Here is a 20820-nt window from a genome sequence, read left to right on the forward strand (position 1 = left end):
GTACCGACCAGTCGGTAGCGTGCGGCATATGACTTCTCTCAACGGGTCCCTGCCGGAGCGTGCCGCCCGCCGCTGTCAGCAGCCCCTCAACACCCTGCACGCCACCGTGTACTTCTCGCCCGAGATCGTGCGGGAGATGGGCGCCCTGGGGATCGAGGACTTCCCCGCGGTCAACATCGCCGGGCGGACGGCCGCGTTCGGGCGCGTCGGCGCGGGCCCTGTCACGGCCGCGTTCTACAACTACAAGCACGAGCGGGTCGCCCAGCACCTCCCGGGCGTCTGGGACATCGCCGCCCCGCAGGACGTCCTCGCCGCGCGGCTGCGCGCGGCCGACGGCACGCTGCGCCGCCTGCTCGGCGAGGACGCGGTCGCCTCCCCGGAGATGGCCGAGGCCGCGGAGCTCGCCGTGCGCGCCACCGAGGGCTGCTGCCGCGGCGGCCGGCCCCTGTACTCCGCCCACGCCGACCTGCCCGTGCCCGAGACCCCCCACCTCGCGCTCTGGCACGCCTCCACGCTGCTGCGCGAGCACCGCGGCGACGGTCACGTCATGGCGCTCGTAAGGGCGGGCCTCGACCCGGTCGAGGCGCTCCTCAGCCACAGCGCCACCGGCGGCGGCATGAGCGACAAGTGGCTCGTCCGGACGCGCGGCTGGTCCGTGGAAGAGCTGAACGCCGGCCGGGAACGGCTGCGGGCGCGCGGGCTGCTGAACGGGGCCGGCGAACTGACGGGGGCGGGCAACGCGCTGCGCGACGAGCTGGAGGCGGAGACGGACCGCCTCGACGCCGCGCCGTACGAGCACCTGGGCGCGGCGGGCGTGGAGCGCCTCACCGAGCTGGGCAAGGCCTTCGCCGCGGCCGCGGTGGCGGCGGGCGCGTTCCCGGCCGACCTCCTCGGCAACGGCTGAGCCGGAACCGGCGCCGAAACGCAGGGCGCCGCGCGGCTCGGGCGCGGCGCTGTCGGCGGCACCTGCCACAATGCAGTCCGCAGCCCGAAGAGAAAGCGGAGCGTGATCGTGACGGCAATTGGTGCGTCGCCCGGGGCGTCGATCGAAGGCAGGATCGCCGAGGAGCTCGGCGTGCGGGAGCGGCAGGTGAAGGCCGCGGTCGACTTGCTCGACGGCGGTTCGACCGTGCCGTTCATCGCCCGCTACCGCAAGGAAGCCACCGAGATGCTCGACGACGCGCAGCTGCGCACCGTCGAGGAGCGGCTGAGGTACCTGCGCGAGCTGGAGGAGCGCCGCACGGCGGTCCTGGAGTCCGTGCGCTCCCAGGGCAAGCTGGACGAGGCGCTGGAGGCGCGCATCCGCGCCGCCGACTCCAAGGCCCGGCTGGAGGACATCTACCTGCCCTTCAAGCCCAAGCGGCGCACGAAGGCGCAGATCGCGCGGGAGGCCGGCCTGGAGCCGCTGGCGGACGGCCTGCTCGCCGACCCCGGCACCGATCCGCTCGCCGCGGCCGCCGCCTTCGCCGGTGCGGACAAGGGCGTCGCGGACGCCGCCGCCGCGCTGGAAGGTGCCCGGGCCATCCTCACCGAGCGCTTCGGCGAGGACGCCGACCTGACCGGCGAGCTGCGCGAGCGCATGTGGACGCGCGGGCGCGTCGCCGCGAAGGTCCGCGAGGGCAAGGAGGAGGAGGGCGCGAAGTTCGCCGACTACTTCGACTTCGCCGAGCCCTTCACCGAGCTGCCCTCGCACCGGGTGCTCGCCATGCTGCGCGGCGAGAAGGAAGAGATCCTCGACCTCACCCTGGATCCGGAGCCGGCGGACGAGGCGCCCGCGGGCCCCAGCTCGTACGAGCAGATGATTGCCCAGCGCTTCGGCATCGCGGACCGGGGCCGGCCGGCGGACAAGTGGCTGGGCGACACCGTGCGCTGGGCCTGGCGCACGCGCGTCCTCGTCCACCTCGGCATCGACCTGCGGCTGCGGCTGCGCCAGGCCGCCGAGGACGAGGCCGTCCGCGTCTTCGCGGCGAACCTGCGCGACCTGCTGCTCGCCGCGCCGGCCGGCACCCGCGCCACGATGGGTCTCGACCCCGGTTTCCGCACGGGTGTGAAGGTCGCGGTCGTGGACGCCACGGGCAAGGTCGCCGCCACCGAGACGATCTACCCGCACGTCCCGCAGAACAAGTGGGACGCCTCGCTCGCCGCGCTGGCCCGGCTCGCCCGGGAGCACGGCGTCGAGCTCGTCGCCATCGGCAACGGCACGGCCTCCCGCGAGACGGACCGGCTGGCGGCCGACCTGATCTCCCGTCACCCGGAGCTGAAGCTCACCAAGGTGATGGTCTCCGAGGCCGGCGCCTCGGTCTACTCCGCCTCCGCCTTCGCCTCCCAGGAGCTGCCCGGGCTGGACGTCTCGCTGCGCGGCGCGGTCTCCATCGCCCGGCGTCTGCAGGACCCGCTCGCCGAGCTCGTCAAGATCGACCCCAAGTCGATCGGCGTCGGCCAGTACCAGCACGACCTGTCCGAGGTGAAGCTGTCGCGCTCGCTGGACGCGGTCGTCGAGGACTGCGTCAACGGCGTCGGCGTCGACGTCAACACCGCGTCCGCGCCGCTGCTCGCACGCGTCTCCGGCATCAGCTCCGGCCTCGCCGAGAACATCGTCTCCCACCGCGACGCGAACGGTCCGTTCCGGTCCCGCCGGGCGCTGAAGGACGTGGCCCGGCTGGGCCCCAAGGCGTACGAGCAGTGCGCGGGCTTCCTGCGCATCCGCGGCGGGGACGACCCGCTGGACGCCTCCAGCGTCCACCCGGAGGCCTACCCCGTGGTGCGGAAGATGGTGAAGGGCACCGGCGGCGAGGTCGCCTCCCTCATCGGCAACACCTCCGTGCTGCGCTCCCTGCGGCCCGGCGACTTCGTCGACGCGACGTTCGGTCTGCCGACGGTCACCGACATCCTGCGCGAGCTGGAGAAGCCCGGCCGCGACCCGCGGCCCGCGTTCAAGACGGCGAGCTTCAAGGAAGGCGTCGAGAAGATCGGCGACCTGCAGCCGGGGATGATCCTGGAAGGCGTCGTCACCAACGTGGCCGCGTTCGGGGCGTTCGTGGACGTCGGTGTCCACCAGGACGGGCTGGTGCACGTGTCGGCCATGTCCCGGACGTTCGTGAAGGACCCGCGGGACGTCGTCAAGCCGGGTGACATCGTGCGGGTCAAGGTCATGGACGTCGACATCCCGCGCAAGCGGATCTCGCTGACGCTGCGGCTTGACGACGACGCGGCGTCGCCGTCCGGCGGGGGCGAGGGGCGCCAGCGCCCCGAGCGGGGTTCCGAGCGCGGATCCGAGCGCGGCGAGCGTCCGCGCCAGGAACGGGGTTCCGAGCGCGGCTCCGGCCGCCGGGGAGCGGGCACGCCCCAGCAGCGACGCGGCGGCCCCCGCGAGGCGGCTCCGCCGGTGAACGACGCGATGGCGGAGGCCTTGCGCCGCGCCGGCTTGCGGTAGCCGCTTACGTACGGGGTCCGGTGGCTTGCCCATTCCGCCGGACCCTCACCGTCGTGGTGACTCGGCGTTGCGGCGGGCATTCTTCTCGCGTGCTCGCCCCGCTGTAAGGCGCCGGTGCGGCGCCACCCTCTTCCGCCGCACCGGCGAGGAGCCACCACGTGGCAGACCCGGCGGTGCCAAGCCGGGCCACGGCCCGACGCCGACCGGGCCATCGGCACCCCCGGCCGTACATTCCGCCGGACCCTCGCCGTCGTGGCACCTCAGCGCTGCGGCGGGCATTTTTCACCAAAGCACGGCACGGTGAGGCTCCGCCCGCCGGTCGTGGCAGGCCCCCTTCTTCCGCCGCAACGGCGATAAGCCACCATGTGGCGAACCGGCGGTGCCAGGCCGGGTCGGCGGGCAGGCTCTTTCCGCCGCAGCGGCGCGCAACCCCGACGTGGTTGGCCGGCGGTGCCCAGCCGAGCTGCAGGGCCGTCAGTCCGCTCCCTCTCCGGAGGAGAAGCGCGGGACCGGCGCCCCGTACAGCCACGCGTTCAGCAGGGGACGCAGCGGACGGTCCGTCATTCCCTCCGCGTGGGACACGAAGCGTTCCGTGTCCCCCGTCCCGCCCCGGTGCGCCGCGTGCCACGTCCGCAGGGTGCGGAAGAAGCAGTCGTCGCCGACGGCGAGCCGCAGGGCGTGGAGGGTGCACGCGCCGCGTACGTAGATCCGGTCGTCGAAGAGCTGCCGCGGGCCGGGGTCGGCGATGCACAGGTCCTGCCCGCGGCAGGCGAGGTCGTGGCGGGCCGCCCGGGCGAGCGTGTCCGCGTCGTCCTCGCCGAGGTGTTCGGACCACAGCCACTCCGCGTAGGTGGCGAAGCCCTCGTTGAGCCAGATGTGCCGCCAGTCGGCGACGCCGGCGCTGTTGCCGAACCACTGGTGGGCGAGTTCGTGGGCGACGAGGGTCTCGGAGCCGCGCCGGCCGTCGACGTGGTTGCGGCCGAAGACGGACAGGGTCTGGTTCTCGACGGGCGCGGCGAGCTCCGCGTCGACGACGACGGCGCCGTAGGTCTCGAACGGGTAGGGGCCGAACCAGCCGCTGAAGGCGCGGAGCATGCACGGCTGCCGGGCCAGGTCGTGGCGGGCCTGTTCGGCGAGGTGGGCGGGGTAGGCGTTGCGGAAGGTGCCGCGGGTGTCGTGGGTGAAGCGGCCGGTGCAGACGGCCGCGAGGTAGGAGGCCATGGGCCCGGGGTGGTGGTAGGTCCAGGAGGTGGAGTCCCGGGTCTCCCGGCGTTCCTGGAGGGTGCCGTTGGCCAGGACGTCGTGGCCGCGAGGCACGGTGACGGTGAAGGTGTAGGCGGCCTTGTCGTCGGGGCGGTCGTTGCAGGGGAACCAGGACGGGGCGCCGACCGGCTGGGAGGCGACGAGGGTGCCGCCGTGGTCGTCCCCCGTGCGGTCCCAGCCGATGGGCCCGAACGGCGTGCGGACGGGCCCGGGCCTGCCGCCGTAGTGGACGTCGGCGACGAACGTCTCTCCGGCGGCGAGGGGCCGCGGGGCGGCGAGCACCGCCTTGCCGCCGTGCTGGTGCACGGTGACGGGCTGCCCGTCCAGGTACGCGGCGCGCACCTTCAGCCGGGCGAGGTCGAGGGTGATGCGGCCGGTGCGCTCGTTGGCTACGGCCCGGATGCGGGCGTGGCCGTTGAGCCGGGCCCGGCCGGGGTCGTAGCCGAGCGTCAGGTCGTAGGCGAGGGTGCGGTGGCCGTCGGAGCCGTTGCGGGGGAAGTAGCGCGGGCCGCCGCCCTGCCGGGCGGCGGTGTCGGCGGCGGTCGCGGTCAGCGGGAGGCCCGCCGCGGCCCCGAACAGGGCGCGGCGGCTGCAGCGGAGACGCTCCCACAGGGTCATGCGACGCTCCCGGGCGGAACAACGGCGCCCCCGGCGGAACCCGTGACGGCTCCGGCGGTGCACAGGGCGGCCGCGGCGGAACGCGCGGTGCTCCCCCGGTGCCGTCCGGCGCCGTCCCCGCCCCCCGGGAGGGGATCCGCGCCCGCGATCGGGTTGCCGGCCCAGCGGGTGCCGGCCGGGACGGTCTCGCCGCGCATGACCAGGGAGGCCGGGGCGAGGGAGACGCCCGCGCCGACGGTGCTGCCGGGCAGGACGATGCCGTGCGGGCCGAGGGACGCGCCGGCGTCGAGGCGCACGGCGTCCATGCGCATGATCCGGTCGTGGAAGAGGTGGGTCTGCAGGACGCAGCCGCGGCCCACGGTGACGCCGTCGCCGAGGGAGACGAGGTCGGTCTCGGGCAGCCAGTGCGTGTCGCACCAGACGCCGCGGCCTATGCGGGCCCCGAGGCTGCGCAGCCACCAGTTGAGAACGGGCGTGCCGGTGAACGGGCCGGCCAGCCAGGGCACGGCGAGGGTCTCGACGAAGGTGTCGTAGAGCTCGTTGCGCCAGACGAACGAGGACCACAGGGGTTGCTCGCCGGCGGTGAAGCGGCCCACGAGGAGCCATTTGGCGGCGGTGGTGGTCAGGCCGGCGGCGAGGCCGGCGGCCAGCAGCAGCGGGGCGCCCACCGCGGCGGCGAAGAGCAGGCCGCCGGTGTCGAGGGCGTCCTGCTCGGCGAGGAAGACGAGTTCCGCGAGGGCGAATCCGGCCATCAGCGGGAGCACGCGGCACAGTTCGACGGCGGCGCGGGCGGCCACGAGGCGGCGCGGCGGCTCGAAGGTGCGGTGCGCGTCGGCGGCGGCCGCCTTGCGCGGCAGGGGCATCGCGGGGCGGCCGAGCCAGGAGCTGCCGGGTTCGCTGTGCTCGGGCGCGTCGGAGAGGACGCCGATCAGGGCGTGGTCGGGCACGCTGCGGCCGGGGCCGACGATGCCGGAGTTGCCGACGAAGGCGCGCCGGCCGATGTGCGCGGTGCCCAGGCGGAGCCGGCCGCCGCGCAGTTCGTACGGGGCGACGAGCGTGTCGTCGGCGAGGAAGGCCCCGTCGTCGACGGTGAGGAGGGAGGGCAGGGGAAGGACGGTCGAGATTTCGGCGCGCCGGCCGACGCGGGCTCCCAGCAGGCGCAGCCACACGGGCGTGGCGAGGCTCGCGTAGAGCGGGAAGAGGCCGGCCCGGGCGCCGTCCAGGAGCCGGGTGACGAGCCAGGCCCGCCAGGCGACGGCGCCCCACGCGGGGTGGTCGCCGGGCCGGATGCCGCGGCCGAGCAGCCGGACGGCGCCGGCGAGGAGAAGGGCCCAGGACAGGCTGCCGGCGACGGTGAGCACCGGGACGGCGGCGAGCAGGGTGAGCGACACGGACAGCAGGGTGGTGCAGTCCTTGACGAGGTAGTAGGTGCCGACGAGCGCGGGCAGGGCGGCGAGGAAGGGCAGGACGGGCAGGGCGGCCAGCGTGAGGGCGTAGGCGGCCTTCGCCCGGAGGGACGGGAGCGCGGGGCCCCCGGCCGGTACGGGTTCGGCGCGGCCGGCGCTGCGGGCCGGCGAGCCCTCCCACCGCTCCCCCGCCGCGGCGTGGCCGTCCAGGCAGGCTCCGGGCGCGAGTTCGGCGCCGGGGTGGAGGACCGCTCCGGGCATCATCGTGCTGCGGTGGCCCGCGCGGGCTCCGGCGCCGAGGGTGACGCGGCCGATGTGCAGGTCGTCGCCGTCGAGCCACCAGCCGGAGATGTCGGCCTCGGGCTCCACGGAGCAGCCTTCGGCGAGCGTGGCGAGGCCGGTGACGGGCGGCATGGTGTGCAGGGCGACGCCGCGGCCGGTCGTGCAGCCGAGGGCCCGTGCGTACCGGGCGGCCCACGGGGTGCCCAGGAGCGCCGGGACCCCGAAGGAGGCGACGGTGCGTTCGGCGGTCCAGAGCCGGAGGTGGACGCGGCCGCCGCGGCGGTACGTGCCGGGCTCGATGCCGCGGGTCAGCAGGCGTGCGGCCGTGGCGCCGACGGCGAGCCGGGCGGGGGCGCTGAGCAGGACGAGCCAGCCGGCCAGGACCAGCCACCAGGAGGTGTGCGGGGCCCACTGCCGGGGTGCCAGCAGGCCGAGGACGTCGTCGGCGGCGGCGAGGGCGACGAGCCCGCGCAGCCCGGCTATGCCGAACAGGGCGGTCTGCACGAGGATCTGGGCCGCGCCGGCGCGTCTGCGCACGGGGCGGACGGTGCGTTCGGCCGCGCCCTCCGGCGGGGCGGGGGTGGCGAGGGAGTCGAGGTGCGCGGCCATGTCGCGCAGGACGGGGTGGCGGTAGAGGCCGGCCACGGAGACGCCGGGGTGGTGCTCGCGCAGGGCGGAGGCCATGCGGGCGGCGGTGAGGCTGGTGCCGCCGAGGGCGGTGAAGTCGGAGCCGGCGGCGGGCCGGGTGCCGAGGTGGAGCTCCCACAGGTCGGCGAGGCGGGCGGCCGTGCCGTGGAGTTCGCCGCCGTCCGGTTCGCCGCCGGTCCCGCCCGGTTCGGGCGGCGGCCAGGGCAGGGCGTCGCGGTCGACCTTGCCGGAGGTGCGGGTGGGCAGGTCGCCGAGCTCGGTGAGGACGGGCACGAGTGCGGCGGGCAGCCGCTCGGCCAGCAGCGCTCTGGCCTCCTCGCGCCGGTAGGAGGCGTCCGGCACGACGTAGCCGACGAGGATGTGCCCGCCTGCGGGCGTGCTCCGTACGGCCGCGGCCGCTCCGCGCACGCCCGGCAGGGCGCCGAGCGCGGCGTCGATCTCGCCGAGTTCGACGCGCCGCCCGCCGAGCTTGATCTGGTCGTCGGCGCGGCCCGCGAAGACCAGGCCCTCGGGGTCGGCCCGGACGAGGTCGCCGGTGCGGTAGGAGCGCGGGTCGCCGAGGGCGGGCGAGGGGCGGAAGCGGTCGGCGTCCTTGACGGGGTCGAGGTAGCGGGCGTTCCCCGCGCCGGCGACGACGAGTTCGCCCTCGGCGCCGTACGGCACCGCTTCCCCGGCCTCGTCGACGACGGCCAGCCGCCAGCCGGCCAGGGGCAGTCCGATGCGTACGGGTTCGCCGGGCAGCAGGCGCGCGGCGCAGGCGACGACGGTGGTCTCGGTGGGGCCGTAGGTGTTCCACATCTCGCGGCCGGGCGCGGCGAAGCGGGAGACGAGCGCCGCGGGGCACGCCTCGCCGCCGACGATCAGCAGGCGCACCTGGTCGAGGGTCTCCGGGGGCCAGAGCGCGGCCAGGGTGGGCACGGTGGAGACGACGGTGATGCCGCGCTCGGCGAGCCAGGGCCCGAGTTCGTGGCCGGCGCGGACGAGGGAACGGGGGGCGGGGACGAGGCAGGCGCCGTGCCGCCAGGCCAGCCACATCTCCTCGCAGGAGGCGTCGAAGGCCACGGACAGGCCGGCCAGCACCCGGTCGCCGGGGCCGAGGGGCGCGTCCTGGAGGAACAGCCCGGCCTCGGCGTCCACGAAGGCGGCGGCGCTGCGGTGGGTGACGGCGACGCCCTTGGGGGCGCCGGTGGAGCCGGAGGTGAAGATGATCCAGGCGTCGTCGCCGGGGCGGACGGGACGGGGTCCTGCCGCCGGCGGCAGCTGGGGCCGGGTGCCCGTGGGCGAGAGGCGGCCGCCGGGGCCGAGGACGGCGGCGACGCCGGCCTCGCCGAAGACGGTGGCGGCGCGCTCGTCGGGGTCGTCGGCGTCGACGGGCACGTAGGCGGCCCCGCAGCGCAGGACCGCGAGGATCGAAAGGTAGAGCTCGGCGGTGCCGGAGGGGACGCGGACGCCCACGCGGTCGCCGGGGCCGATGCCGGCGCGGTGCAGGAACGCGGCGCGGCGGGCGACCTCGTCGCACAGGGCCCGGTAGCTGAGGACCTCCCCGGCGGCGTCGAGGGCGGGGGCGCCGGGGTGACGCGCCGCGGTGGCGTCGAGGATGTCGAGCAGGGTGCGCGGCGGGGCCGGCGGGGTGCCTCCGTAGAGCGCCCGGGTTCTGTGCGGGGTGCCGGGTACGGAGACGGTGGGGTGGGACATCGGGGCGGCCTCACTTGATGCCGTGGTGCGGTGGTGGGTGCGGGCGTCCTGTGGACGTCCGCACCCACAGACGGCGGCTCGCGCGGGGCCGGTTCGTATCCCTGAGTAACATTCCGTAAATCGAACAGAGTCCGTACGGCCCGGGAAACCGTGACGTCCCGGCCGCCGCACGGCTTTTACGGCCGGCAGGTCAGCCTGGACGGCCGTGCTCTTGGGAAAGGTTTGGCCTGGGCCTGGGGTTGTTTTCGGACACTCCTGCGGGGCAACGGGGCGTCAGAGCTCCGTGAGGTGCCCCTCGGAGACCTCGATGCGGCGGGTCGTGTGGACCGCGTCCAGCATCCGGCGGTCGTGCGTGACCAGGAGCAGCGTGCCGTTGTACGAGGCGAGCGCCGACTCCAGCTGCTCGATGGCCGGCAGGTCCAGGTGGTTCGTGGGCTCGTCCAGGACCAGGAGGTTCACGCCGCGGGCCTGGAGCAGGGCCAGTGCCGAGCGCGTCCGCTCCCCCGGCGAGAGGGTGGCGGCCGGGCGCAGCACGTGGTCGGCCTTCAGGCCGAATTTCGCCAGCAGCGTGCGCACGTCGGCGGGGGCGAGCTCGGGGACGGCCGCGCCGAAGGCCTCCAGGAGCGCCTCCGTGCCGAAGAAGAGGGCGCGCGCCTGGTCGACCTCGCCGACGACGACGCCCGGGCCGAGCGCGGCGTGCCCGGCGTCGAGCGGCAGCCGGCCGAGGAGCGCGGCGAGGAGCGTGGACTTGCCGGAGCCGTTGGCGCCGGTGACGGCGATGCGGTCGGCCCAGTCGACCTGGAGGTCGGCGGGGCCGAAGGCGAAGGAGCCGCGGCGCACCTCGGCGCCGCGCAGGGTGGCCACGACAGCGCCGGAGCGCGGGGCCGCGGCGATCTCCATGCGCAGCTCCCACTCCTTGCGGGGCTCCTCGACGACATCCAGCCGCTCGATGAGCCGCTCGGTCTGCCGGGCCTTGGCGGCCTGCTTCTCGGTGGCCTCGCTGCGGAACTTGCGGCCGATCTTGTCGTTGTCGGTGGCCTTGCGGCGGGCGTTCTTGACGCCCTTCTCCATCCAGTTGCGCTGGGTCCTGGCGCGGGCCTCCAGCCCGGCCCGGGTGTCGGCGTAGCCCTCGTAGGCCTCGCGGGCGTGCCGGCGGACGGTCTCGCGCTCCTCCAGATAGGCGGCGTAGCCGCCGCCGTAGAGGCGGATCTCCTGCTGGGCGAGGTCGAGCTCCAGGACCTTCGTCACGGTGCGGGTGAGGAACTCGCGGTCGTGGCTGACGACGACGGTGCCGGCGCGGAGCCCGGTGACGAAGGACTCCAGGCGGGCCAGCCCGTCGAGGTCGAGGTCGTTGGTGGGCTCGTCCAGGAGGAAGACGTCGTAGCGGCTCAGCAGCAGGGAGGCGAGCCCGGCGCGGGCGGCCTGCCCTCCGGAGAGGCTGGTCATGGGCCGGTCGAGGCCCACGGCGAGGCCGAGGGTGGCGGCGACCTCCTCGGCGCGCTCGTCCAGGTCGGCCCCGCCCAGTCCGAGCCAGCGGTCCAGGCTCGCGGCGTACGCGTCGTCGGCGCCGGGGGCGCCCTCCACGAGCGCCTGGGTGGCCGCGTCGAGGTCGGCCTGGGCCTGCGCGACGCCGGTCCGGCGGGCCAGGAAGGCCCGCACGCTCTCCCCGGGCCGCCGGTCCGGCTCCTGCGGCAGGTGCCCGACGGTGGCCGTGGGCGGGCTGAGGGAGATCCCGCCCTCCTCGGCCCGGCCCAGCCCCGCGAGCAGCCGCAGGAGGGTCGATTTCCCCGCGCCGTTGGCCCCGACGAGGCCGATGACGTCACCGGGCGCGACGACGAGGTCGAGCCCGGAGAAGAGGGTGCGGTCGCCGTGTCCGGCGGCCAGGTTCTTGGCGACGAGGGTGGCACTCATATCCCGTCGACTCTAACCGGCGATGCGGGTGCTTCCGTACCGGTTTTCGGGGAGGGCGCCGGGGAGGCGGCGGGGGCGCTGCCCGAACGAGCGAACAATTCGCGGGACCGGCCGCGTGCCCGCGTCCGCTGGGGCAGCATGCCGGCTATGAACGCAGGTCGGAACGGTCCTCCTCTGGTCAGGTGCCCGCACTGCCGCAACGCGATGTGGTGGGACGTGACGTACCCGTACAAGCCGACGTGGTACTGCTCCGTGTGCGGTTTCCCGTCGGACCGGCAGCGCAGCGCCCACGCCGCTCCGCCGCGGTGCCCGGAGGGATGTGCGAGCGCCGTGATCCAGACCGGCGACGACGGAACCCGGACGTTCGTCTGCCACCGCAAATAGGAAGCCGGCGACCGACTGCGGAGCCCTGTCGCCCGGTCCTACAGTGACCGCATGGCGACCGAAGGGGACGACCGGGCACGGCGGCATGTGTTCGGTGACGACGCCGAGCAGTACGACTCGGCGCGGCCGGGCTATCCGGGCCGGCTGGTCGAGGACGTCCTGGGCTTCGCCGCCCTTCCCGCGGGCGCGCCCGCCGTCGAGGTCGGCGCCGGGACCGGCAAGGCGACGCTCGCCTTCGCCGCGCGCGGCACCCCGGTGACCTGCGTCGAGCCGGACGCGCGGATGGCGCGGGTGCTGCGGCGCCGCTGCACGGGGATGCCGCACGTCGCCGTCGAGGTCGCCGACTTCGAGACCTGGCGCCCGGACCGGCCCTACGGGCTGCTGTACTGCGCCCAGGCCTGGCACTGGGTGGACCCGGCGGTGCGGTGGGCACGGGCGAGGACGGCCCTGCGGCCGGGCGGGGCGGTGGCCCTCTTCTGGAACCACTGGCACCTGGAGGACCGCCGCCTGGCCGGGCGGTTGACGGCCCTCCACGCCCGGCACGGGCTGGACGTACCGCCCTACACCATCCTCGACCCGCGCCCCCGCCCGGCCCGGCTCGGCCCGCAGGCGCGGCAGTGGCGCGAGATGGAGGCGGACGGCGGCTTCGCCGGCATGGAGCACCGGCTGTACGAATCGGCGCACGAACGCTCCCCGTCCGGGCTGATCGAGCTGCTCGCCTCCTTCTCCGGCTACCGGGCGCTCCCGGCGGCGGTGCGCGAACGGCTCCTGCGGGACGCGGCCCGGGTCGTGGAGGAGGACGGCGGAAGTCCCGGGGTGAGGGTGACGAGCAGCCTGTTCCTGGCGCGGAGCCGGGCCTGACACCGGGCGGTGTCCGGTGCCGGGCCTGACACCGGGCGGGTCCGGTGCCGGGCCTGACACCGGGCGGGTCCGGTGCCGGGCCCGGCCCGGGCGGGGTTCCGGCAGTGCCTACGGCACGTGCACCAGCGACGGCACGCCCAGCCCGCGTGGTGCCGTGGGCTTGGTGTGCCCGCCGCCCGATGTGGCGCGGGCGAAGGCCCCGTAGCCGCCGACGAGCGGCAGGCTCGCCGAGGTGTCGTGGAGGTCCACCGTGACGTGCGGGGTGGTGGAGGCGGGTTCGATGAGGCCCGCGTCGGTGCCGGCGACGATCAGGGCCAGGCGGTGGCCCGCCGGGACGACGTGATCGGTGGCGGCGAGGTCGAGCGTCATGGCGTAGGGCTCGCCGGGGGTCAGGGGGCCGCCCTTGCCCGAGCCGTCCCAGTGGCCGAGGTCGGCCCAGCCGCGGCTGAAGACGGTGTGGCCGACCTGGGCCTTCGACGCCTCGGTGCGCTTGTAGCAGGCGCTGTCACCGGTGGTGCCGCTGCCCCAGCAGGTGCGGTCGGCCAGCGTGCGGATGCCCTCGCCGGAGGCCGCGTAGTCGCGGATGGTGGCGGGCCCGAGGTCCACGAGGACGGCGGACAGGTGGGCGGAGGAGGTGGACGGGGTGACGGTCAGGCTCACCGTCGACGAGCCGGAGAGCCGCAGCTCTCGGGTGAGCGGCGGGGTGACGAAACCGGCCTTGCCGGGCGTGGGCTTGTCGATGTCCGTGGCCCAGTTGCTCTCGTTCAGCTTCGGGTCGTCGGTGAACGCGGCGGTGGCGCCCTGCGGCGCGGGCTTCAGACCGAGCGTGCCGACGCCCGCGACGGGTCCGGCGGCCGGGCGCAGCGTGGTCGTACGGGTGCCGGCCGGCGGCCAGGCGCGGTCGGTGGACCACTGGTCGGGGGCGCGCTCGACGTCGGCCACGGGCTCGCGCTCGATGCCGTTGTCGTAGCCGAGGAGGTAGTGGTCGAACCAGCGGTGGAGGGTGGTCACCCAGGCCTCGCGGCGGAAGTCGAACGGGTCGACGTGGCCGGTCTGGGAGAGCCAGACCTTGCGCTCGACGCCGTTCTCCGCGAGGGCGTCCCACCACTGGCCGAAGTGCTTGGTTCGTACATTGAGGTCCTGCATGCCGTGGACGGCGAAGACGCTGGCGCGCACGTTCCCGGCGTCCTTGACGTAGTCGCGGTCCTCCCACAGGGGGGTCTGATCGCCGTTGCGCGGGGCGCCCTCCACGAGCGCGCGCTGTACGGCCTGGCAGCGGCCGCGGGCCTCCGGGCTCTCGATGCCGTTGGAGAGACCGTCAGGCCCGCCGTCGTAGAGGGCCGCGCCCTGGGCGAAGTAGTAGTCGTACCAGGAGCTGATGGCGCCGATGGGGACGATGGTCTTCAGGCCTTCGACGCCCGTCGCGGCGACGCCGTTGGCGATCGTGCCGTCGTAGCTCTTGCCGATCATCCCGACGGCCCCGGTGGTCCAGCCGGCCGTTGCCGCGCCGGTCCCGCCGCGCGTGGTGTAGCCGCGCGCCCGGCCGTTCAGCCAGTCGACGACGGCCTTGGCGGACTGGATGTCGGACCGGCCGCCGATGTCGACGCATCCGTCGGAGCGGTTGGTCCCCGCGAGGTCGACCAGGACGACGGCGTAGCCGCGCGGTACGAAGTAGTTGTCGTAGTAGAGCGGGAACTGGACCGGCCGGCCCTGTGCGTCGTACGTCTTCTTCTGGCTCTCGTTGCCGCGGCCGCAGCACGAGTAGTACGGGCTGGCGTCCATGATGACGGGGACGCGCCTGCCCTGCTCCGCCGCCTCCCGCGGCCGGATGATGTCCACGGCGACCCGGTCGTTCCGGCCGTCGCCGTCGGCGTCGACCCGGGTGTCGACCCAGACGGATTCGCGGACGGCGCGGTCGTACGAATAGACCGGTGCGCTCTCTCCGCGGCGTGCCGGGGCGGCCTGCGCGCCGCCCGGCGGCGACACGAGAACCGTCAACAGGGCGGCCACGGCCGCCAGTACGAGTGAAGCCCAGGGTATGCGGGAAACCCGCCGGTGTCTGATCACGGCCGGACCGTAACGCCGCCGGGGCCGGAAACAGAAGGGGTGAAGGCGGCTTCAGGAGTTGACGGCCGTCCCGCCTCATGACGCGCACATGTCGATCACATGTCGGAAGGCGCCATGGACATACCCGCGTGGTTGGTGAGTACATAGGCTTCGAGTGATCGTTCTCCTCTACGAGTTGGAGTGTTTCGTGCGTCAGAGACTCATCGTTCCGAGCACGGCCGCTGCCGCCTTCCTGCTGCTCGCGGTCCCGGCCTCGGCGGCGGACGCCACGCCCGGCGCCCCCGGTGCCGGGGACTCGTACTACCCGGACGCCGGCAACGGCGGCTACGACGTCTCCCACTACGACCTGCGGCTGAAGTACCAGCCGAAGACGGACCGGCTGGAGGGCACGGCGACCCTGCTCGCCACCCCCACCCAGGCACTGTCCCGCTTCAACCTCGACTTCACGCTCGACGTGAGCGAGGTCCTGGTGGGCGGCAAGAAGGCGGCGCACAAGCTGACCGGCGCCCACGAGCTGGAGATCACGCCCGCCGGGCCGCTGGAGAAGGGCAAGCCCGTCAGCGTCGTGGTCCGCTACAGCGGCGTCCCCTCCGCCGTGAAGATCAACGGCTATTCGGCGTGGAAGCGCACCCCCGACGGCGGGGTCGTCGCCCAGGAGCCGGAGTCGGCGGCCTGGTGGTTCCCGAGCAATGACCACCCCACCGACAAGGCCACGTACGACATCTCCGTGTCCGTGCCGGACGACGTCCAGGCCATCAGCAACGGCGTCCTCGCCTCCCAGTCCTCCAAGCTCGGCTGGACGCGCTACAACTGGCGCTCCACCAAGCCCCAGGCCAGCTATCTGACGACCCTCGCCGTCGGCAAGTTCGACATCACCACGGACACGACGGCGAGCGGCCTGCCCGTCGTCAACGCCTACAGCAAGGACCTCGGCGACAACCTCTCCTCGGCCAAGGCCAGCATCGAGCGCACCGCCGAGATCACCGACTGGGAGAGCACGGTCTTCGGCCCGTACCCCTTCACCGCCGTCGGCGGGTACGTGCCGAACGTGACGTCCTCCTACGCCCTGGAGACCCAGACCAGGCCCTTCTACAGCCCCTCGTCGTTCGCGAGCGGCGCCAACCAGTCGATCGTCGTGCACGAGCTCGCCCACCAGTGGTTCGGTGACAGCGTCTCCGTCAAGGACTGGCGCGACATCTGGGTGAACGAGGGCTTCGCCACGTACGCCCAGTGGCTGTGGTCGGAGAAGGAGGGCGAGGGCACCGCCCAGGAGCTCGCCGAGTACGTCTACAACAGCCTCCCCGCCGACAACGCCTTCTGGAAGGTCAAGCCGGGCGACCCGGGCGCGGACCGGCAGTTCGACCGCGCCGTCTACAACCGCGGGGCCGTCGCCCTGCAGGCGCTGCGCAACACCGTCGGGGACAAGACGTTCTTCTCGATCCTCAAGCAGTGGCCTACGGAGAACCGTTACGGCAACGCCTCCGTGCAGGACTTCGTGAAGTTCGCCGAGAAGGCCTCCGGCAAGCAGCTCGCACCGCTCTTCGACACGTGGCTGTTCCAGCCGTCGAAGCCGGCCACGCTGCCGGCTCCCGCCGCGGACGGCGGGGCCGCCAAGGCCAGGAAGTCCGTGACGTCCGGACTCATTCCGCCCAAGTCCTGGAAGCAGATCCAGGAGGCGGAGCGCGCCCACCGGCACTGACCGCGCTCGCGGCCCCGCCCCGTGCGCATCGCGCGGGGCGGGGCCGCTGCCGGTTTCACGGCACCGGTGGCACAGCAATACTGTTCGACACCGACGGGTGCGGAACAGAGAGCGAGGTGCCGCCCATGGCCACGGAGGCGGAGACGGGGACCGGCGAACCGGCCCTGACGGTGGACGAACTGGCCGCCCGGGCCGGGGTGACCGTGCGGACCGTGCGCTTCTACAGCAGCCGCGGGCTGCTGCCGCCGCCCGAGCTCGGCCCCCGCCGGGTCGGGCGCTACGGGCCCGGCCACCTCTCCCGGCTCGCCCTCATCGAGGAACTCCAGCACCAGGGCCTCACCCTCGCCGCCATCGAGCGCTACCTCAACCGGCTCCCCGAAGGCCTCAGCGCCCACGACCTTGCCATCCATCGCGCCCTCGTGGCCTCCTGGATGCCCGACGAGGCCGAGGACACCAGCCGGGAGGAGCTGGAGCGGCGGGCGGGCCGCGCCCTGACCGAGGAGGACGTCGACCGGCTCGCCGCGATGAACATCCTGGAACGGGACGGCTCCGGCGACGGCTTCCGGGTCGACCCCGGCCTCCTCCACCTCGGCGTCCGGCTGCTGGACGTGCCGATCGCACCGGAAGCGATCCTCGCCGCCCGGACGGTGCTCCTGGAACACGCCCGTGCCGCCGCACGGGAACTGTCGCGGCTCTTCCGCGACGAGGTCGAGACGCGGACCCCGGACGTCGCGGCGATGAAGTCCCTGTCGGCCCACATGCAACCGCTCGTCATCCAGGCACTGGTCACGGCGTTCCAGCGTTCCCTGAACGAGGAGCTGCGGGCGGCGTACGGGGACGCCTCGGCGGCGGGCTGACAGCCGCGGTGGCCGGCGGTGCGGGCTGCCGTGGCCCGCGGCCGGTTCGGCACCGCCGGACATGTCCGTGGTGGCTGCTCGTCATTGCGGCGGAAAATTCCTGTTGCCGGCAACTGTTCGTTGCCGGCAAGGAACTGCCGCCGCCGCGGCGATCGACCCCCGCGGCGGCGACCGGCGGTGCCGGACCGGCCGGCAGGGTCAGAACCGCTCCCCCCGCTCCGCCTTGTCCAGCAGCAGAGCCGACGGCTCGAACCGTTCGCCGTACGTCGCCGCCAGCTCCCGCGCCCGCGTCACGAAGCCCCGCAGGCCGCCCTCGTAGCCGTTGATGTACTGCAGGGCGCCGCCCGTCCAGCCGGGGAAGCCGATGCCGAGGATGGAGCCGATGTTGGCGTCGGCGACGGACGTCAGGACGCCTTCCTCCAGGCAGCGGACCGTGTCCAGCGCCTCGGAGAACAGCATCCGCTCCTTCATGTCCTCGAAGGGGACGGCCGCGTCCGTCCGCGTGAAGTGCTCGCGCAGCCCCGGCCACAGCCCGGCCCGCTTGCCGTCCGCGTAGTCGTAGAAGCCGGCGCCCCCGCTGCGGCCCGTGCGGCCGAACTCCTCGACCATGCGGTCGATGACCGCGTCCGCGGGGTGCGGCGTCCACGTCCCGCCGTCCGCCTCCACCGCGCGCCGGGTCTCCTCGCGGATCTTCCGGGGCAGGGTGAGGGTCAGCTCGTCCATGAGGGAGAGCACCTTCGCCGGGTAGCCGGCCTGCGCGGCGGCCTGTTCGACGGAGGCGGGGTCGGCGCCCTCGCCGATCATGGCCACGCCCTCGTTGATGAACCGGCCGATGACGCGCGAGGTGAAGAAGCCGCGCGAGTCGTTGACGACGATGGGTGTCTTGCGGATCTGCCGGACGAGGTCGAACGCGCGGGCGAGCGCCTCGTCGCCGGTGCGCTCCCCCTTGATGATCTCGACGAGCGGCATCTTGTCGACGGGCGAGAAGAAGTGCAGGCCGACGAAGTCCGTGGGCCGCTCGACACCCTCGGCGAGAAGGGTGATCGGCAGCGTGGAGGTGTTGGAGCACAGCAGCGCGTCGGGCGCGACGACCTGCTGGATCTCCTGGAAGACCTTCTGCTTGAGCGCGGGGTCCTCGAAGACCGCCTCGATGACGGCGTCGCACCCGGCGAGGGCGGCGACGTCCGCGGTGGGGGTGATGCGGGCGAGCAGGGCGTCCCGCTTCTCCTCCGTGGTGCGGCCCTTGGCGAGCGCCTTGGCCAGCAGGCCCTCGGAGTAGGCCTTGCCCTTGCGCGCGGCCTCTTCCGACACGTCCTTGAGGACGACGTCGATGCCGGCCCTGGCGCAGGCGTAGGCGATGCCCGCGCCCATCATGCCGGCGCCGAGGACGGCGACCTTCCGTACTTGGCGGGGGGCCACGCCCTGCGGGCGGCTGGCACCGGAGTTGACGGCCTGGAGGTCGAAGAAGAACGCCTGGATCATGTTCTTCGAGGTCTGCCCGACGACCAGCTCCGTGAAGTAGCGGGCCTCGATGACCTGCGCGGTCTCGAAGTCGACCTGGGAGCCCTCGACCGCGGCGGCCAGGATGTTGCGCGGGGCCGGGTAGGGCGCGCCGCCGAGCTGCTTGCGCAGGTTGGCGGGGAAGGCCGGCAGGTTGGCGGCGAAGCGGGGGCTGGCCGGCGTGCCGCCGGGGATCTTGTAGCCCTTGACGTCCCAGGGCTGCTGCGACGCGGGGTGCGCGTCGATGAAGGCCCGGGCCTTGGCCAGGAGTTCATCGCGGTCGGCGGCCACCTCGTGGACGAGCCCGGCCTCCAGGGCGCGCCGTGCGTCGTACTGCGTGCCCTGGAGCAGCACCTTCAGCAGCGCGTCGGTGATGCCGAGGAGCCGTACCGTACGGGTGACGCCGCCGCCTCCGGGCAGCAGGCCGAGGGTGACCTCGGGAAGGCCGATCTTCGTGCCGGGGGCGTCGAGCGCGATGCGGTGGTGGCAGGCGAGGGCGATCTCGTAGCCGCCGCCGAGAGCCGCGCCATTGACGGCGGCGACGACGGGCACGCCGAGGGTCTCGATGCGGCGCAGGTCGCGCTTCATGGTCATGCCCGCCTCGAAGACGCGCTGCGCGTCGGCGGGGGTCGCGGCGATCAGCTCGCGCAGGTCGCCGCCGGCGAAGAAGGACTTCTTCGCGGAGGTGAAGACGACACCGCGGACCGTGTCCTTCTCGGCCTCCAGGCGGTCCGCGACCGCGGTGAGGGAAGCCTTGAAGGCCTGGTTCATGGTGTTGGCGGACTGGGTGGGGTCGTCGAGGGTGAGGGTGACGATGCCGTCCGCGTCGCGGTCGTAGCGGATGGTGGATGCGGTCATGTCCGGGGCTCCGTGATGTGTGGCGTGACGGGAAGGGGCGGGACCGGGGAATGCCGGCCGGTCGCGCCTACACCCGTTCCACCACCGTCGCGACCCCCATGCCGCCGCCCACGCAGAGGGTGACCAGGCCGTACCGCCCGTCCCGGCGTTCGAGTTCGTCGATGACGGTGCCCAGCAGCATGGCGCCGGTGGCCCCGAGCGGGTGGCCGAGGGCGATGGCGCCGCCGTTGACGTTGATCTTGTCGAGGCCGGTGCCCATCTCGCGGGCGAAGTGCAGCACGACGGCCGAGAAGGCCTCGTTGACCTCGATGAGGTCGATGTCGTCGATGGTCAGGCCCGCCTTGGCGAGCGCCTTGCGGGAGGCGGGGGCCGGGCCGGTGAGCATGATGGTGGGGTCGGAGCCGGAGACGGCCGCGGAGACGATGCGGGCGCGCGGGGTCAGGCCGTAGCGCTCGCCGGTCTGGCGGTTGCCGATGGCGACGAGGGAGGCGCCGTCGACGATGCCGGAGGAGTTGCCGGCGTGGTGCACGTGGTCGATCTTCTCGACCCAGTGGTACTGCTGCAGGGCCACGGCGTCGAAGCCGCCCGCCTCGCCGATCGCAGCGAAGGAGGGCTTGAGCCCGGCCAGGGTCTCGACGGTGGTGCCGGGGCGGGGGTGCTCGTCCCGGTCGAGGACGACGAGGCCGCTGCGGTCGCGCACGGGGACCACGGAGCGGTCGAAGCGGCCGTCCTTCCAGGCGGCGGCCGCGTTCTCCTGCGAGCGGGCGGCGAAGGCGTCCACGTCGGCGCGGGTGAAGCCGCCGAGGGTCGCGATGAGGTCGGCGCCGATGCCCTGGGGCACGAAGTTGACGTCGAGGTTGGTCATGGGGTCGTTGAACCAGGCGCCGCCGTCGGAGCCCATCGGCACCCGGGACATCGACTCCACGCCGCCGGCGAGGACGAGGTCCTCCCAGCCGGAGCGGACCTTGGCGGCGGCCAGGTTGACGGCCTCCAGGCCGGAGGCACAGAAGCGGTTCTCCTGGACGCCGGCGACGGTGTCGGGCAGCCCGGCGGCGATGGCCGAGATCCGGGCGATGTCGGAGCCCTGGTCGCCCAGGGGGCTCACGACGCCGAGCACGATGTCGTCGATCGCGGCCGGGTCCAGGCCGGGGAGGCGGCGCCGGAGCTCGTGGATGAGGCCGACGACGAGGTCGACGGGCTTGGTGCCGTGCAGGGCGCCGTTGGCCTTGCCGCGGCCGCGCGGGGTGCGGATCGCGTCGTATACGTACGCTTCGGTGCTCAAGGTCGTGGGCCTTTCGGGGCGGGGCGGTGGCGGGAGCGGCCGGTGGGGCCGCCCGG

Annotated in this window: 11 protein-coding genes; 5 read left to right on the forward strand and 6 right to left on the reverse strand. The window is 74.1% G+C overall.

The annotated features are described in order from the left end of the window. Positions 1-28: 28 nt before the first annotated feature. Together IF61_RS0119275 and IF61_RS0119280 are read left to right on the forward strand one after the other, a co-directional pair. Positions 29-904, forward strand: coding sequence for an SCO6745 family protein (locus IF61_RS0119275; RefSeq protein WP_030367689.1), 876 nt, complete (start codon positions 29-31; stop codon positions 902-904). A 108-nt stretch (positions 905-1012) separates the two neighbouring features. After that, the gene (locus IF61_RS0119280; RefSeq protein ID WP_281178040.1) at positions 1013-3433 is read left to right on the forward strand and encodes a Tex family protein; all 2421 of its coding nucleotides are present in this window, start codon (positions 1013-1015) and stop codon (positions 3431-3433) included. Positions 3434-3907: 474 nt separating this feature from the next. Here the strand turns inward: IF61_RS0119280 and IF61_RS0119285 are convergent, their stop codons facing one another. The 3 genes from IF61_RS0119285 to IF61_RS0119295 all read right to left on the reverse strand — a co-directional run bounded on the left by IF61_RS0119285 (position 3908) and on the right by IF61_RS0119295 (position 11256). Further along, positions 3908-5314, reverse strand: a complete 1407-nt coding sequence (locus tag IF61_RS0119285; protein WP_043189810.1) for a M1 family metallopeptidase — start codon at positions 5312-5314, stop codon at positions 3908-3910. Next, on the reverse strand, positions 5311-9345 hold the full coding sequence (locus IF61_RS0119290; RefSeq protein WP_078660334.1) for a Pls/PosA family non-ribosomal peptide synthetase: 4035 nt from the start codon (positions 9343-9345) through the stop codon (positions 5311-5313). Before IF61_RS0119290 ends, IF61_RS0119285 begins: the two co-directional genes overlap by 4 nt. Before the next feature lie 273 nt (positions 9346-9618). Then, entirely contained in the window at positions 9619-11256 is a 1638-nt protein-coding gene (locus IF61_RS0119295) for an ABC-F family ATP-binding cassette domain-containing protein (RefSeq protein WP_030367693.1), read from the reverse strand. Positions 11257-11691: 435 nt separating this feature from the next. Here IF61_RS0119295 and IF61_RS0119305 point away from each other — a divergent pair, with 435 nt between their 5' ends. Further along, positions 11692-12501 (forward strand): class I SAM-dependent methyltransferase, encoded by an 810-nt coding sequence (locus IF61_RS0119305; protein ID WP_052392821.1) that lies wholly within the window; start codon positions 11692-11694, stop codon positions 12499-12501. Positions 12502-12609: 108 nt separating this feature from the next. Here the strand turns inward: IF61_RS0119305 and IF61_RS0119310 are convergent, their stop codons facing one another. Continuing rightward, entirely contained in the window at positions 12610-14520 is a 1911-nt protein-coding gene (locus IF61_RS0119310) for a Xaa-Pro dipeptidyl-peptidase (RefSeq protein ID WP_043189902.1), read from the reverse strand. 235 nt (positions 14521-14755) lie between these two features. Between IF61_RS0119310 and IF61_RS0119315 the strand changes: the two genes are divergently transcribed. Both IF61_RS0119315 and IF61_RS0119320 read left to right on the forward strand, forming a co-directional pair. Then, positions 14756-16267 carry a M1 family metallopeptidase gene (locus tag IF61_RS0119315; RefSeq protein WP_030367697.1) on the forward strand — a complete coding sequence of 504 codons (1512 nt, stop codon included), beginning with the start codon at positions 14756-14758 and terminating at the stop codon, positions 16265-16267. A gap of 125 nt (positions 16268-16392) precedes the next feature. Further along, on the forward strand, positions 16393-17124 hold the full coding sequence (locus tag IF61_RS0119320) for a MerR family transcriptional regulator (protein WP_030367698.1): 732 nt from the start codon (positions 16393-16395) through the stop codon (positions 17122-17124). A gap of 198 nt (positions 17125-17322) precedes the next feature. On the opposite strand, the gene IF61_RS0119325 is transcribed toward IF61_RS0119320, so the two are convergent. Together IF61_RS0119325 and IF61_RS0119330 are read right to left on the reverse strand one after the other, a co-directional pair. After that, positions 17323-19482, reverse strand: coding sequence for a 3-hydroxyacyl-CoA dehydrogenase NAD-binding domain-containing protein (locus IF61_RS0119325; protein ID WP_030367699.1), 2160 nt, complete (start codon positions 19480-19482; stop codon positions 17323-17325). Between the two features lie 67 nt (positions 19483-19549). Further along, positions 19550-20764 carry an acetyl-CoA C-acetyltransferase gene (locus IF61_RS0119330; protein WP_030367700.1) on the reverse strand — a complete coding sequence of 405 codons (1215 nt, stop codon included), beginning with the start codon at positions 20762-20764 and terminating at the stop codon, positions 19550-19552. Between the last annotated feature and the right edge of the window lie 56 nt (positions 20765-20820).

The organism is Streptomyces roseoverticillatus (assembly GCF_000719265.1).
GTDB lineage: Bacteria > Actinomycetota > Actinomycetes > Streptomycetales > Streptomycetaceae > Streptomyces > Streptomyces roseoverticillatus.

Coding starts and splice junctions, on each gene's coding strand:
- IF61_RS0119275 (WP_030367689.1), top strand. CDS start 29: ATGACTTCTCTCAACGGGTCCCTGCCGGAGCGTGCCGCCCGCCGCTGT.
- IF61_RS0119285 (WP_043189810.1), bottom strand. CDS start 5,314: ATGACCCTGTGGGAGCGTCTCCGCTGCAGCCGCCGCGCCCTGTTCGGG.
- IF61_RS0119290 (WP_078660334.1), bottom strand. CDS start 9,345: ATGTCCCACCCCACCGTCTCCGTACCCGGCACCCCGCACAGAACCCGG.
- IF61_RS0119295 (WP_030367693.1), bottom strand. CDS start 11,256: ATGAGTGCCACCCTCGTCGCCAAGAACCTGGCCGCCGGACACGGCGAC.
- IF61_RS0119305 (WP_052392821.1), top strand. CDS start 11,692: ATGGCGACCGAAGGGGACGACCGGGCACGGCGGCATGTGTTCGGTGAC.
- IF61_RS0119320 (WP_030367698.1), top strand. CDS start 16,393: ATGGCCACGGAGGCGGAGACGGGGACCGGCGAACCGGCCCTGACGGTG.
- IF61_RS0119325 (WP_030367699.1), bottom strand. CDS start 19,482: ATGACCGCATCCACCATCCGCTACGACCGCGACGCGGACGGCATCGTC.